The 14,052-nt window shown below is 60.8% G+C and carries 12 protein-coding genes; 10 read left to right on the top strand and 2 right to left on the bottom strand.

The annotated features are described in order from the left end of the window. Positions 1–68 precede the first annotated feature (68 nt). The 3 genes from infB to O3303_RS17595 all read left to right on the top strand — a co-directional run bounded on the left by infB (position 69) and on the right by O3303_RS17595 (position 4,254). A complete protein-coding gene (infB, locus tag O3303_RS17605) occupies positions 69–3,224 on the top strand; it encodes a translation initiation factor IF-2 (protein ID WP_269559682.1) in 3,156 nt (1,051 codons plus the stop codon). Between the two features lie 198 nt (positions 3,225–3,422). Next, positions 3,423–4,055, top strand: a complete 633-nt coding sequence (locus O3303_RS17600) for a hypothetical protein (protein WP_269559681.1) — start codon at positions 3,423–3,425, stop codon at positions 4,053–4,055. Between the two features lie 67 nt (positions 4,056–4,122). Then, positions 4,123–4,254, top strand: coding sequence for a hypothetical protein (locus tag O3303_RS17595; protein ID WP_269559680.1), 132 nt, complete (start codon positions 4,123–4,125; stop codon positions 4,252–4,254). A 145-nt stretch (positions 4,255–4,399) separates the two neighbouring features. Here the strand turns inward: O3303_RS17595 and O3303_RS17590 are convergent, their stop codons facing one another. After that, a complete protein-coding gene (locus O3303_RS17590) occupies positions 4,400–4,867 on the bottom strand; it encodes a hypothetical protein (protein WP_269559679.1) in 468 nt (155 codons plus the stop codon). A gap of 365 nt (positions 4,868–5,232) precedes the next feature. Continuing rightward, on the bottom strand, positions 5,233–5,655 hold the full coding sequence (gene mscL / locus O3303_RS17585) for a large conductance mechanosensitive channel protein MscL (RefSeq protein ID WP_269559678.1): 423 nt from the start codon (positions 5,653–5,655) through the stop codon (positions 5,233–5,235). A 242-nt stretch (positions 5,656–5,897) separates the two neighbouring features. Here mscL and O3303_RS17580 point away from each other — a divergent pair, with 242 nt between their 5' ends. The 7 genes from O3303_RS17580 to O3303_RS17550 all read left to right on the top strand — a co-directional run bounded on the left by O3303_RS17580 (position 5,898) and on the right by O3303_RS17550 (position 14,019). Then, positions 5,898–6,689, top strand: a complete 792-nt coding sequence (locus O3303_RS17580) for an enoyl-CoA hydratase/isomerase family protein (protein WP_269559677.1) — start codon at positions 5,898–5,900, stop codon at positions 6,687–6,689. A gap of 135 nt (positions 6,690–6,824) precedes the next feature. Continuing rightward, complete coding sequence (locus tag O3303_RS17575; protein ID WP_269559676.1) at positions 6,825–8,327, top strand: oligosaccharide flippase family protein; 1,503 nt, start codon at positions 6,825–6,827, stop codon at positions 8,325–8,327. 71 nt (positions 8,328–8,398) lie between these two features. Continuing rightward, positions 8,399–8,833: a dUTP diphosphatase gene (gene dut / locus O3303_RS17570; RefSeq protein WP_044014428.1), complete on the top strand. Its 435-nt coding sequence runs from the start codon at positions 8,399–8,401 to the stop codon at positions 8,831–8,833. Positions 8,834–8,932: 99 nt separating this feature from the next. Beyond that, entirely contained in the window at positions 8,933–9,943 is a 1,011-nt protein-coding gene (locus O3303_RS17565; RefSeq protein ID WP_269559675.1) for a sugar nucleotidyltransferase, read from the top strand. Positions 9,944–10,057: 114 nt separating this feature from the next. Continuing rightward, on the top strand, positions 10,058–11,875 hold the full coding sequence (locus O3303_RS17560) for a tetratricopeptide repeat protein (protein ID WP_269559674.1): 1,818 nt from the start codon (positions 10,058–10,060) through the stop codon (positions 11,873–11,875). Further along, positions 11,868–12,638 carry a lipoprotein insertase outer membrane protein LolB1 gene (gene lolB1, locus O3303_RS17555; protein ID WP_269559673.1) on the top strand — a complete coding sequence of 257 codons (771 nt, stop codon included), beginning with the start codon at positions 11,868–11,870 and terminating at the stop codon, positions 12,636–12,638. Before O3303_RS17560 ends, lolB1 begins: the two co-directional genes overlap by 8 nt. Then, entirely contained in the window at positions 12,622–14,019 is a 1,398-nt protein-coding gene (locus O3303_RS17550; protein ID WP_269559672.1) for a murein hydrolase activator EnvC family protein, read from the top strand. Before lolB1 ends, O3303_RS17550 begins: the two co-directional genes overlap by 17 nt. Positions 14,020–14,052: the final 33 nt, after the last annotated feature.

The following is a 14,052-nucleotide window of genomic DNA, read 5'->3' as shown; positions in this document are numbered from 1 at the left end:
AACACCGGCTGGCACCATTTAATATAGTACCTTTGCACCAAGATAAGAGTATCGTTCGCGAGCATAGAATGGCGGAAGCAGCAACCAAACGGCTTAGTCAGGCAGCCAAAGACCTGAACGTTGGCATGTCCACGATAGTGGAAACACTAACGAAAAAGGGATTTCCGGTAGAAAACAAGCCCACAACCAAGCTCACTCCAGAGCAGGTAGCGTTGCTGGACAAGGAATTCGCGTCTTCAGCCCAAGACAAGATGGAGGCCGCCAAGCTCAGCCAGGCCAAGCGCCAAAGCGAGCTGGAAGCAGCTGCCCACGCCCGTCCGGCTGAGCCTGCCGCCCCGAAAGCCCCGGCCCCCAAACCTGTAGAAGCTCCTGCCCCGGCTCCGGTGGCAGCGGCTCCTGTTTTTGCGCCCGTAGTGGCCGCAGCGGCTGCAGCACCTGCCCCACAGCCCACCGAGGAGGCGCCCAAGGTGCCCGGCCTCAAAGTGCTGGGCAAGCTGGAGCTGGATGCCAAAGGCCGGCCAATGGCCCCCCGCCCTGCCGCTCCCGCCGCTCCGGTGGCCGCCGCCACACCAGCGGCTCCGGTAGCAGCTCCGGCTCCTACCCCCGCTCCCAAGCCTGTTGAAGCACCGGTTGCCGAAACCAAGCCTACACCAGCTCCTCCGGTAGCGGCCCCTGCTCCGGCTCCGGTTCCGGCCCCCGCTCCTAAGCCAGTAGAGGCGCCTGCTCCCGCTCCGGTAGCAGCCACGCCAGCCCCGGCCCCCGCGCCGGTTGCTCCTGTTGCTCCTGAGCCAGTGAAAGCGCCGGTTGCCGAAACTCCGGCGCCTGCTCCGGCACCTAAGCCAGTTGAGGCTCCTGCCCCGGTTGTGCCTGCGGCTACGCCCGTTGCTGATGCTTCGGCCCCGGCAACCGCCGCTCCTGCAGAGCCTGCTGCCGGCACGGAAGAAGCTGCCGGTACCATCGTAGCCAAAGCCGACCAGCTGAAAGGCCTGACGGTACTGGGCAAGATTGAACTGCCGCTCGATTCGTCGCGGCGTGGTGGGCGCGGTGCCCGCCCCGTGGCGTCGTCGGATGTGCGCAAGAGCGGCCTAGCCGCCGACAAGAAGAAGCGCCAGCGGCTGCCTGGCCCAGGCGGTGCTACCCAGCCCGGCTCAGCTAACCAAGGTACTCAGCAAGGTGGTGGCTATCAGGGCAACCGCCCCGTTGGCCCCCCGCCCCAGCGCCCTGGTGGCCCCGGTCAACGCCCCGGCGGTCCGGGTCAGCGCCCGGGCGGCCCCGGCCAGCGCACGCAGCCAACCGTTCCGCTCACGCCTGAGCAAAACGAAAAGCAGATCCAGGAGCAGATCAAGGCCACGCTGGCTAAGCTCAGCGGCGGCCGTGGTGGCAACAACAACAACCGCGCTAAGTACCGCCGCGACAAGCGTGCTGGGGTAGCCGAGGACCGCGAAGCCCAGCGCGCTCAGAACGAGCTGGATGCCAAGACGCTCAAAGTAACCGAGTTCATCTCTGCCAACGACCTGGCGTCGCTGATGGATGTCTCGGTGAACGAGATTATCAAGATCTGCCTGAACATGGGCATGTTCGTGTCCATCAACCAGCGCCTCGACGCCGAAGCCATTACCGTTATTGCCGATGAGTTCGGCTACGACGTGGAGTTCCTGTCGGCGGAAGAGGAAGACACGGTGGTTGTTGTGGAGGACAACGAGGCTGATTTGCAGCCGCGCGCTCCTATCGTGACCATCATGGGTCACGTCGACCACGGCAAAACGTCGCTGCTTGACTATATCCGGAGTGCCAGTGTAGCCAAAGGTGAAGCCGGTGGTATCACGCAGCACATTGGTGCCTACGATGTAATGACCAAGTCGGGCAAGCGCGTAACCTTCCTGGATACGCCGGGTCACGAAGCCTTTACGGCCATGCGTGCTCGGGGTGCCAAGGTCACCGACATTGCCATCATTGTGGTAGCAGCCGACGACTCGGTGATGCCGCAGACGAAGGAAGCCATCAACCACGCACAGGCGGCTGGTGTACCTATTGTAATTGCTCTCAACAAGATCGACAAGCCTGGTGCCAACCCCGACAAAGTCCGCGAGGAGCTGTCGGTAATCAACGTGCTGGTAGAAGAGTGGGGCGGCAAGTACCAGAGCCAAGAGGTTTCGGCCAAAACGGGTCTGGGCATCGACGACCTGCTGGAGAAGGTGCTGCTGGAAGCCGAGATTCTGGAGTTGAAAGCCAACCCTGACCGCAATGCCATAGGTACGGTTATTGAAGCCTCCCTCGACAAGGGCCGGGGCTACGTAACCACCATTCTGGTGCAAACCGGCACCATGAAAGTGGGCGACATCGTGCTGGCTGGTCCGCACTTCGGCCGCGTGAAGGCCATGACGGACCACCGCGGTAAGAAGATGAAAAACGCCGGCCCGGCTACCCCGGTGCAGGTACTTGGTCTGACCGGAGCCCCACAGGCTGGCGACAAGATCCAGGTGATGGAAACCGAGCGCGAAGCCCGCGAGCTGGCCACCCAGCGTCAGCAGCTGGCCCGCGAGCAGAGCATGCGCACCAAAAAGCACATCACCCTCGACGAGATTGGTCGCCGTCTGGCTATCGGTTCGTTCAAGGAGCTGAATGTGATTGTGAAAGGCGACGTGGATGGCTCGGTGGAAGCTCTGGCCGACTCGCTGCTGAAGCTGAGCACGCCGGAAGTGGCCGTGAACATCCTCAGCAAGAGCGTGGGTGCCATTTCGGAATCCGACGTGTTGCTGGCTTCGGCCTCCGACGCCATCATCATCGGTTTCCAGGTGCGGCCGTCGCAAAGCGCCCGCAAGCTGGCCGAGCAGGAGCAGATCGATATCCGCCTCTACTCTATCATTTACAACGCCATCAACGAGGTGAAGGATGCCATGGAAGGCATGCTGGCCCCAACGGTGAAAGATGTAGTGGTAGCCAACGCCGAGATTCGTCAGGTGTTCAACATCACTAAAGTGGGCACCATTGGTGGCTGCATGGTGACGGACGGCACTTTCACCCGCAAAACCAAGGTGCGGCTCGTGCGCAACGGCATTGTGGTGTACTCGGGCGAAATCAAGGACCTCAAGCGCTACAAAGACGACGTGTCGGAAGTACGCCAAGGCTACGAGTGCGGTATTTCCCTGAAAAACTTCGATGAACTCCAAGAGGGTGATAACATCGAAGGCTTCGAAGAACAGGAAGTTAAGCGGACGCTGTAATCAGCACCCCGTTTTTAAACAAAAGGCCCCTACTGCGCGCAGTAGGGGCCTTTTGCGTTTTCGGCACTTGCTGCGTCACATCATCATGCTATTGACCGCACCTGCCGGGAAAGCTACTTTAGTATCACTATCAGATTGAATTGCACTAACTCATCCCCCACGTTCAGCAGCAGTTGCGTTTCACCTTTTCTACCAGCCATGCACCGTTTAGGATTTCTTCTGGTCTGCGTCGAGCTAGGATTATTGGCGGCCTGCGGCCAACTACAGGAGGCCCGCAACAGCTACAAGGCTGCCGCCAGCAGCGTACAGACTGCCCGCACGATGGGCGCGGCGCTGAGAAAGCAGCAGCAACAGCTTGCTGTACGGGCAGCGCATGGCGATACGGTAGTGTTACCTTATCAGGAGCTGGCCCGCTATCTGCCCGCCCGCCTGGCCGGCTTCGAGGCGGTGAGCGAGCCGAAAGGGGAGTCTATCAGCCTGAACGGCGTCAGCTACTCCAGCTGCGAGCGGCGCTACCGCAAAGGCAAACAGCACCTAAAGGCGCAGCTTGTAGACTACAACGGCGCCACGGCCTTGTATGCCGGCGCCACGGCCATGATGGCGGCGGGCTTTGTACAGGAGGATGACGAACAACTGGTGCGAAGCTGCAACCTGGGGGTACACAACATTCGGGGGTGGGAAAACCTGCAGAAGCGGGAGCACAAAGCCAGCATTGCCCTGGGCGTTGGTGACCGATTTTTCGTGGTCGTGGAATCAGACGGCCAGAACGACACCGACGTTGTAAAGCAGGTGGCGCGCAACATTGATCTGCAGGCGTTAGCGCGGCTGTAGCAGTTTTTGATGTCAGATATTGGCCCTTTTTTCCTGTAGCACTATGCATGTCCGCACTTACTCTCCATTGTCTGCAGCCAAACGCCACACCTTCATGCCGGCTCCGGTGTGCTACCTGTCATTGAATAGTGGCCGCGAAACCACCACGCCGGCACTGCCCGGCCCCGGCTGGGACCCCGCCAAACGCCAGCTGTCCTAGCGGTGCTGCCACTTACTTAGTCCTTCTTTGGCTGCATCGGGAGCGAACGGTGGTTCCGAATCAGCTGAAGATGCAAAAAGCCCCGACGCTTTGCGACGGGGCTTTTTTGGGTTGTAGCCATCGGCCACCGGCGGGCTGGAGCAACCTAAAAGAACAGAAATTTCTTTTTCTTTTTATGGGTCAGGGGCTTACCCTTGGGGTCGATGCCGGGGGCAACGCGGCCCTGGCCTTTCTTCATCATGGCATTGCGGGTGTGCTTACCGGCTTTGAATTTGCGCACCATAAAGCCACCGGCGCCTTTCTCATACTGGCGGGCCGGGCCTGAGGCGCGGCCGAAGCTGGTATTGGCGGAACCGCCACCGGCGCGGGCTTCCAGCAGTTCTACCTGCTGGTCGCGCTTGGCGTCCTCCGGGTTCATGTTCATGCGACGCTGCATGTTAGCAATGTCCGTAGCCGATCCTTTGCTCTTACTCTTGCTCTTGCGCTGGACCTGCTCGTTGGTTAGCTGGCCGGGTTCATTGGGGGCAATGGCAGAGCGAGGTGCCTGTGCGCTGGCGGGCTTGCTGAGCAACGTGGCGGAGGCCAGCAGCGAGGTGGCAATAAGTTTTTTCATGCGCTGGAGCAAAAGAAAATCCGAAGAAAAGGCCGTATCAGGCTGCTGGCCGTCTTTTAGGCTATTGGCGCGGCAACGGGGTGACAGGGAAGTTAGTTCAAATTCTCCAGAACTTAAGAGTCAGCCTGTTCCCTACCGTTGCGTTGAGCTGCATACGGCGGCCGCGGGGCCGGGGCCAACCGTTCTGCTTATCCATAAGCAAAGCCCCCAATACGCAACGCGGCAGATTACAGACGATGCCCCGCCGCCAACAGCCACTGCGAAAGGCACCCCGCAGAAAAGCCGGCCCTACCCTGCCATGACGGAGGGCAACAGCCGGCTTTGCTAAGGTTCGGCAGCTCAAGCTGCCAGGAAATTCGGCGTAATTAGCTGCGGGTACGCAGGGCGTCGCGGATTTCCATCAGCAGCAGTTGGTCTTTCGTGGGACCGGGGTCGGCCACGATTACTTCCTGCGGCTTTTTGAAGCGGTTGGCCAGCTTCACAATCCAGAAAATGGCGAAGGCCATCAGCAGGAAGGTGATAACGGCATTCAGAAACATACCGTAGTTGATGGTAGCAGCACCGGCTTTTTTGGCCTCTTCCAACGTTTTGTACGTGGCACCATCCAAGGCCAGAAACCAGTCCTTGAAGTCCATGCCGCCGGTCAGGATGCTCAGAATCGGCATCAGGATATCATCCGTCAGCGAAGCCACAATTTTGCCGAACGCCCCGCCGATAATCACACCGACCGCCAGATCGAGCACGTTGCCCTTGGAAATAAATTCTTTGAATTCTGAGACGAAGCCCATGAGTAAGAAGGAATTGGTGGAGAAAACGAGAGAATACCGCAGGCAATATAAGATTTTTACGATCTAACCTCCTGCCGGCCTTTCCCAAAGGTAGAAAACCGGTTTGCCCAGGGTGCCGTGGTTTAGCCGGACAGCCGCCGGCAAGCGGTGAACCGGGGCACTACCACGCTGAAGCGTTCAAATACGGATGTGGTTTTGCGCTATCTTTGGGCCTCATCTGCAGCCCCACCTACCCCTCCTTCATGGCTACTTTCGAAAATCTGCTGGTTGAACTCGATGCTGAAACCGGCATCCAGACCATCACGCTCAACCGCCCCACCAAGCTCAACGCCCTCAACGCCGCCACGATTACGGAAATCGGGCAGGCCGTGCAGCAAGCCCTCAACAACACGGCCGTGCGGGGCATCATCCTGACGGGCAGCGGCGACAAGGCTTTTGTAGCCGGGGCCGACATTGCCGAGCTGGCCGCCATCCCGAGCGAGGCGCTGGCGCGCCGGGCCTCCGAGCAGGGCCAGGAAGTGTTCTGCCTGATTGAGGAAAGCTCCAAGCCGGTTATTGCGGCCGTGAATGGGTTTGCGCTGGGCGGCGGCTGCGAGCTGGCCATGGCTTGCCACATGCGCATTGCCTCCGAAACCGCGCGCTTCGGGCAGCCGGAAGTGAACTTGGGGTTGATTCCGGGATACGGCGGGACCCAGCGCCTAGCCCAGCTGATTGGCAAAGGCAAGGCCCTGGAGCTGCTGCTGACCGCCGACATGATCAAGGCAGATGAAGCGCTACGCCTGGGCCTCGTGAACCACGTAGTGCCCCAGGCCGAGCTGCTGCCGTTTACGCGGACCCTGCTGACCCGCATCCTGACGAAAGCCCCACTGGCCTTGAGTTTGTGCATCGACAGCGTGAATGCGCTGTACTCGGATACACGCCACGGCTACCAGGTAGAGGCCAACGCCTTCGGGCAGTGTTTTGCGTCCAACGACTTCAAGGAGGGCACCCAGGCATTCCTGGAAAAACGGCCAGCCGCGTTCAAGGGCAATTAAAATCCAAAGGTTGATTGGTACGTCATTCCGAGCGGAGCGAGGAATCTCGCTAGTGTAGTATAATCACCACACTAGCGAGATTTCTCGCTCCGCTCGGAATGACGTTCTTTTGGCAGCGTTTTACCACTTCTTTTAATGAGTGTAGCGAAGAAACTGGCTTCTCAAACGGCCGTGTATGGTATCAGCAGCATTGTGGGCCGGGTGCTCACCTATTTGCTGGTGCCGGTGTACACGGCGCGGTTTGCGGCGGCCGACTACGGCATCGTGACGGGCCTGTATGCCTACGTTTCGTTTCTGAACGTGGTGTTTACCTACGGGCTGGAAACCACGTTTTTCCGGTTTGCCAACCGCGCCGGCGCCGACCGGCAGGAGCTCTACGACCGGGTGCTGAGCCTGCTGCTGGTGAGCAGCGTGGTGCTGGCGGGGCTGCTGGCCTGGCAGGCAGATACGCTGCTGCAGCTGCTGGGGCTGCCGGCCGGCCACGAGCGGTATGTGCTGTGGTTGGCCCTCGTGTTGAGCCTTGATGCCGTGGCCGCCATTCCGTTTGCGCAGCTGCGCCTGCGTAACCAAGCACGCCGGTTTGCCAGCATCCGTATGGCCAGCATCATGCTGAACGTGGCCCTGAACATGTTCTTCATCGTGGCCTGCCCCGATATCCTCGCCGGCAAGTACCTGACGGTGCTACAGCCGCTGGTGGTCCGCCTCTACGACCCGACCATTGGCGTAGGCTACGTGTTTCTGGCCAATCTGGCGGCCAGTGCTTTTACGCTGCTGCTGCTGGCGCCGGAGCTGCTGCAGCTGCGGTTCCGGCTGGCGCTGGCGCCGCTGCGGCCGCTGCTCACCTACGCCTACCCAATCATGCTGATGGGCATGGCGGGCATGGTCAATGAAACGCTGGACCGCATCATGCTGCCTTCGTGGCTGCCGCCGAACTTCTACCCGGGCAAGAGCAGCCTGACGGCGGTGGGCATCTACGGGGCCTGCTACAAGCTGAGCATCTTTATGCAGCTCGTGATTCAGGCCTTCCGCTACGCCGCCGAGCCGTTCTTCTTCTCGCAAAGCTCCGACAAGAACTCGCCGGCCACGTTTGCGATGGTACTGAAGTGGTTTACGCTGTGCTGCGCCGTCATTTTTGTGGGCGTGAGCCTCAACCTGGAGATTTTAGCCGAGCAGTTCCTGAAGCGCGCCGAATACCGCGAGGGTATTGCCGTGGTGCCGGTGCTGCTGCTGGCTAATCTGTTCCTGGGCGTCTACTGGAACCTGTCGGTGTGGTTTAAGCTCACCGACAAAACCTACATCGGCACCTATATCGGGGCGGCCGGCGCGGTACTCACCATTGTCCTTAACTTCCTGCTAATTCCGGTGCTGGGCTACATGGGCTCGGCCATTGCCACGCTGGCCTGTTACTTTATGATGGCGGCCGTGTGCTGGTGGCTGGGCGAGCGGCACTTCCCGGTGCCCTACCCGGTGGCCCGATTGCTGGGCTGGCTGGCGCTGGCCTCGGGCGTGGTGGCGCTGGGCTGGTTTGTGCCCGTAAGCGGCTACTGGCTGCGCCAGGGCTGGCACTTAGCTCTGTGCGCCGGCTTCGTGGGCCTGATCATACTCATCGAGAAACCCCAGCGAGTGCTGGGGAAATGAGTTGTTCGTTGTCAAAAATCAACAGGTCGGACTAACAACTGACAACTACCACAGAAATCTATCTTTGCGGCATGCAACTACCCGTCATCAACCGTTCCAGACACCCGCTGCCCGAGTACCAGACGGCCCACGCCGCCGGCCTCGACGTGCGGGCCAATCTGGACGAGCCCGTGGTGCTGAAGCCCTTGCAGCGCGCCCTCATTCCTACGGGCCTGTTCATGGAAATTCCGGTGGGCTACGAAATGCAGGTGCGCCCCCGCAGCGGCTTAGCCTACAAGCACGGCATCGGCATCGTGAACAGCCCCGGCACCATTGATGCCGACTACCGCGGCGAGCTGAAAGTGCTGCTGGTAAACCTCTCCGATACCGACTTTGTGGTGCAGGATGGCGAGCGTATCGCGCAGCTGGTGGTGGCCCGCCACGAGGTGATTGAGTGGCAGCCCGCCGAAACGCTGAGCGAAACGGCGCGCGGTGCCGGCGGCTACGGCAGCACCGGCGTACAATAAACCCAGCCCAACCCCAGGCGGCGCGCTACTTTCCTGCGCCATTTGCGTACCGGCTTATTACCCCTTACTCTTCATAAGCAACCCGAAACACTTTCAGACATGAGAATTATCGTTCCGATGGCCGGCATGGGCAAACGTATGCGCCCTCACACTCTTACTGTTCCGAAACCGCTTATCCCGATTGCGGGCAAGCCGATTGTGCAGCGGCTGGTAGAGGACATTGCCAAAGTGTGCGGTGAGCCGGTGCAGGAAGTGGCCTTCATCATCGGGCGTTTCGGGGCTGAAACCGAGAAGAGCCTCGTGCAGATTGCCGAGTCGGTAGGCGCAAAAGGCACCATCCATTACCAAGACGAGCCGCTGGGTACTGCCCACGCCATTCTGTGCGCCCAAAGCGCCCTGACCGGCCCGGTGGTAGTAGCCTTTGCCGATACGCTGTTCAAAGCCGATTTCACGCTTGATTCCAGCGTGCCCGGTACCATCTGGGTGCAGAAAGTAGAAGACCCCAAGCCGTTTGGCGTGGTGAAGCTCAACGAGCAGGGTCAGATCACCGACTTCGTGGAGAAGCCCCAGGAGTTCGTATCCGACCTCGCCATCATCGGCATCTACTACTTCCAGGACGGCGAGTACCTGCGCAGCGAGCTGCAGTACCTGCTCGATAACAACATCATGGACAAAGGCGAGTACCAGCTCACCAATGCCCTCGAAAACATGAAAAATAAAGGCACGGTGTTCGTGCCCGGCCGCGTGACGGAATGGCTGGACTGTGGCAACAAGGACGCCACTGTCTTCACCAACCAGCGCTACCTGGAGTACCTGCAGGAGCGCGGCGAAAACCTGGTTGCTGAATCTGCCAAGGTCACCAACTCCGTATTGATTCCACCGGTCTACGTGGGTGAAGGCGTTATCATCACCGATTCGGTGGTGGGGCCGCACGTGTCGCTGGGCAACCATTCCAACGTGCGCGCGTCGGTGGTGTCGAACTCCATCGTGCAGACTTCGGCTACGGTACTGCACGCCAACGTGGCCAACTCCATGATCGGCAACCACGCCACCGTTACGGGCACGCCCGACGACCTAAGCCTGGGCGACTACAATACGCTGCGGGTATGATAATTTCGTAGCCGCTTACGTTACGCAGAAGCCCGGGGCCATTCCGCCGTTTTGGGTACCTTGATGTTCTTCTGTTTCCTCTGACCGGCGGACCTGTTCCGCGCTTCTGCCTGCATGCGTAGCGTCATTCCTTCTTTTTTGCTGTTGCTGGCGCTGCTGTGTCTGCCCTCCGTGGGGCAGGCGCAGCAGCGTCCTGCGTCAGCTACCCCGGCTCCGGCCGACGAAATCAAGCCGCGCAAGCTCACCCGCAAAGAGCGGAAGGAGCTGGCGCGCCGAGCCGAGCTGGACGCCGCCGGCCGCCAGCGCCAGCTGACGGAGCGCGACCGGGAGATGAGCGAATCATTCTTTGTGGATGGCGTGAAATACGTGCTGCTCGAAGACTACAATAAGGCCCTGGAGCGCCTGCTGAAGGCGTATGCCCTCAACCCGACCAACGCGGCCATCAGCTACAAAATAGCAGAAACCAATCTGCTGAGCGGCAACCTCAAAGACGCCACCAACTTCGCGCAGGCTGCCGTCCGGCTCGACCCCAAAAACGCCTACTACTACCTGCTGCTGGCTCAGGCCTATGCCTCGCAGAAGCAGTACGACCAGGCCACCAAGGTATACGCCCAGCTGATTCAGGACGTGCCGGACTCCGGTTACTACCTGTTCAACCTGGCCGACCTGTACCTGGCCCAGGGCAAGCTCGACGACGCCCTGGCCACGCTGGAACGGGCCGAAAAGCAGTTCGGGCCGCTGGATGAGGTGTCGTTTAAGAAGCAGCAGATTTACCTGAAGCAGAACAACCTCGACAAAGCCCTGCAGGAAGGGGAAGTGCTGATTGCGGCCAACCCCGACGAAATCCGGTACGTGCTGGCCCAGGCCGAAATGTACGCCGCCAACAACCGCCTGCCCGACGCCGTGCGCGTAGCCGAGCAGGCCCTGCGCACCGACCCCGAGAACCCGCAGGCGCGCATGATTCTGGCCGACGTGTACCGGCAGCAGGGCAACACCGCCGAGTCGGAAAAGCAGATCAAGCGGGCGTTTGAAAGCCCGGGCCTCGACATCGACGACAAGGTGCGGGTGCTGGTCGACTACATCAAGCAGCTGCCCAACCCCAAGATCGAGCAGACGGCGCTGGACCTGGCCGCCATTACGGTGCGCGTGCACCCCAAGGAGGCCAAGGCATACTCCGTGGCCGGCGACATCCAGACCCTGACCAACCGCAAGGAGCAGGCCCGCAACACCTACCTGCAGGCCATCCGGCTCGACAACTCCCGCTACCAGATCTGGCAGCAGGTGGTGCTCATCGATGCCGAGCTCAACCAGACCGACTCGCTGCTGCGGCACTCCGAGAAGGCACTGGAGCTGTTCCCGAACCAGGCGCCGCTGTGGTTCTACAATGGCGTGGGCTATATTCTGGCCAAGCAGCCGGCCAAGGGCGTGAAAGCGCTGGAGTATGGCCGCAAGCTGGCCACCGACAACCCCGAGCTATTGGCCCAGTTTGACACCCAGCTCGGCGACGCTTACCACGAAATCAAGGAGTACAGCAAGTCAGACGCGGCCTACGAGGCGGCGCTGACCTTCGACGCCAACAACGCGCAGGCCCTCAACAACTACAGCTACTTTCTGTCGGTGCGGGGCGAGAAGCTGGACCGCGCCAAGGAGATGTCGGGCAAGTTGGTGAAGCAGTTCCCCGACAACGACACCTACCTCGACACCTACGCCTGGGTGCTCTACAAGCAGAAAGACTACGCCGGCGCCCGCCAGTACCTGGAAAAAGCGCTGCTCACCAGCAAAGACGCCACCGTCATCGAGCACTACGGTGACGTGCTCTACCAGCTCGGCGACAAGGACAAAGCCTACGCGGAGTGGCAGCGGGCCAAACAAACCGGCGGCGCCTCCCCGCTGATTGACCGCAAAATCAAAGACAAGAAGTTGTATGAGTAAACGCATTGCCCTGGGCCTGTTTCTGGCCGCCGCAGCATTGGGCGGCTGCCAGCAGAAAGCCATTCCTACCAAGTCGAAGGCTGCCAACCGCGCCATGCCGGAGGCAGTGCGCGCCATGAACGTCGACTTCCGCTTTCTGTCGGCGAAGGGCAAGGCCCAGGTTGATCTGCAGGGCAATCAGCAGATGGCCAACATCAACGTGCGCATCCGCAAAGACAGCGTTATCTGGATTTCGGCCTCTCTGGTTGGCTTTGAAGGCGTGCGCGCCTACATCACCCGCGACTCGGTGCAGGTGCTCGACAAACTGCACCGCGAGTATTATGCCGGCGACTTTGCCTACCTGAGCAAGCGCCTGAACGTGCCCGTGAACTTTGAGATGGTACAGGCCCTGCTGCTCGGCAACTATCTGCCACCCATCAGTTCCGCCACCGAACCGGTCGTGCAAACCGATGGCTCGGTGCAGCGTGTCAGCTATGAGCAGGCCGGACTGCTGGTGCAGCAGCTCATTGAGCTGGGCAAGGCCCGGGTGCAACAGCTCACCGTGAATGACCCAGCCACGCAAAACAAGGTAACGGTAGACTACACCGATTTCCGGGTAGTAGAGCGCACGCCGCAGTCGTTTGCCTATACCACACAAGTGCAGCTGCAGCAGGGCACCACCAAGCCCACCACGGCCACCATCAGCTACCGCACCGTCGATGTAGACAAGGAGCGGCTGCAGTTTCCGTTCTCGATTCCGAAAGGCTATGCCCGTAAGAAGTAAGCGCTGGCTGGCCTTGGCCCTGCTGCTGCTGAGCCAACTGGCTCCGCTGGGCCTGTTGCCCGCCGGCCGCGTTCTGGCCCAGCGCAGTACGTCCTCGAAAAAGCGCCCGGCCCAGAAATCAAAAGCCCAACTGGAGCGGGAGCGGCGCACCACGCTGCGCCGGATTCAGGAAGCCAGCCGCATTCTGGAGCAGACCCAGCGCCAGAAGCAGGCGTCCCTGGGCCAACTCAATGCTCTTAAGGAGAAGTTGACGGTGCAGCAAGGAGTTATCCGCAACATTTCGTCGGAGCTGCGCTACATCGAAACCGACGTGGTGCAGACCCAGACCCAGGTGCAGCAGACCCAGCAAAGCCTGCAGCAGCTGAAGGCCGAGTACGCCAAGCTGATCTACGCCGGCTCGAAAACGGCCAATAGCTACAACCGGCTGATGTTTCTGTTTGCCGCGGAGTCGTTCAACCAGTTTATGCTGCGCCTGCGCTACATCCGGCAGTACGCCGAAGTGCGCCAGGCTCAGGCCACCCAGATTACGGGCACCCAGCAGCGCCTTAGCCAGCAGCTCTCGGGCCTGCAGGTGAAAAAGCAGGAGAAAGGCCAGTTGCTCAACACCCAGGTAGCCGAGAAAAACAACTTGGTTACGCTGAAAACCCAGCAGGACCAGGTAGTAACCAAGCTCAGCCAGCAGGAACAGGGGCTGCGGCAGGAACTGGCCGACCGCCAGCGCGCCATCGGCCGCCTCGACAACCTGATTGCGGTGCGCGTGCGCGAGGAAATAGCCCGCGCCGCCCGAGTGGCTGCTGCCAAAGCCGCGGCCCGCGCCGCCGCCCGCGAACGAGCCGAGCGGGCCACTGCCGCCGCGCCCGGCCGCACCGCGCCCGAAGGAGCCGGCCGCACCTACTCCGAGCCGGCCGAGCCCGCCGCCGCCGTGCGCACCGACCGGGTAACGCTGACGCCCGAAACGGCCGTTTTGTCGTCGTCGTTTGCCGATAACCGGGGCAGCCTGCTGTGGCCGGTAGCCAAAGGCTTTATCTCGCAGCGTTTCGGCCGCCACAACCACCCGGTACTCAAAAACGTGGTAGTGGAAAACCGTGGCGTCGATATCCAGACCAGCGCCGGGGAGCCGGTGCGGGCCATTTTCGACGGGAAAGTGCTGACGGTGGCCAGCGTGCCCGGCATGAACAACATCGTCATGATTCAGCACGGCGAGTACTTCACAGTATACGCCAAGCTGCGCGGGGTGAGCGTGAGCGAAGGCCAGACCGTGAAGGCCCGCCAGCAGATCGGGACCGTGTATACCAGCTCCGAAGGCACCTCCGAGGTGCAGTTTCAGGTGTGGCGCAACAGCTCCAACCTCAACCCCGAAAACTGGCTCGGCCGCCACTAGCCAGGCCGATTTTTCGCCCCGCTCACTGCAATA

This window comes from Hymenobacter canadensis (assembly GCF_027359925.1).
GTDB lineage: Bacteria > Bacteroidota > Bacteroidia > Cytophagales > Hymenobacteraceae > Hymenobacter > Hymenobacter canadensis.
This window is presented reverse-complemented; position numbering and strand designations above follow the sequence as displayed.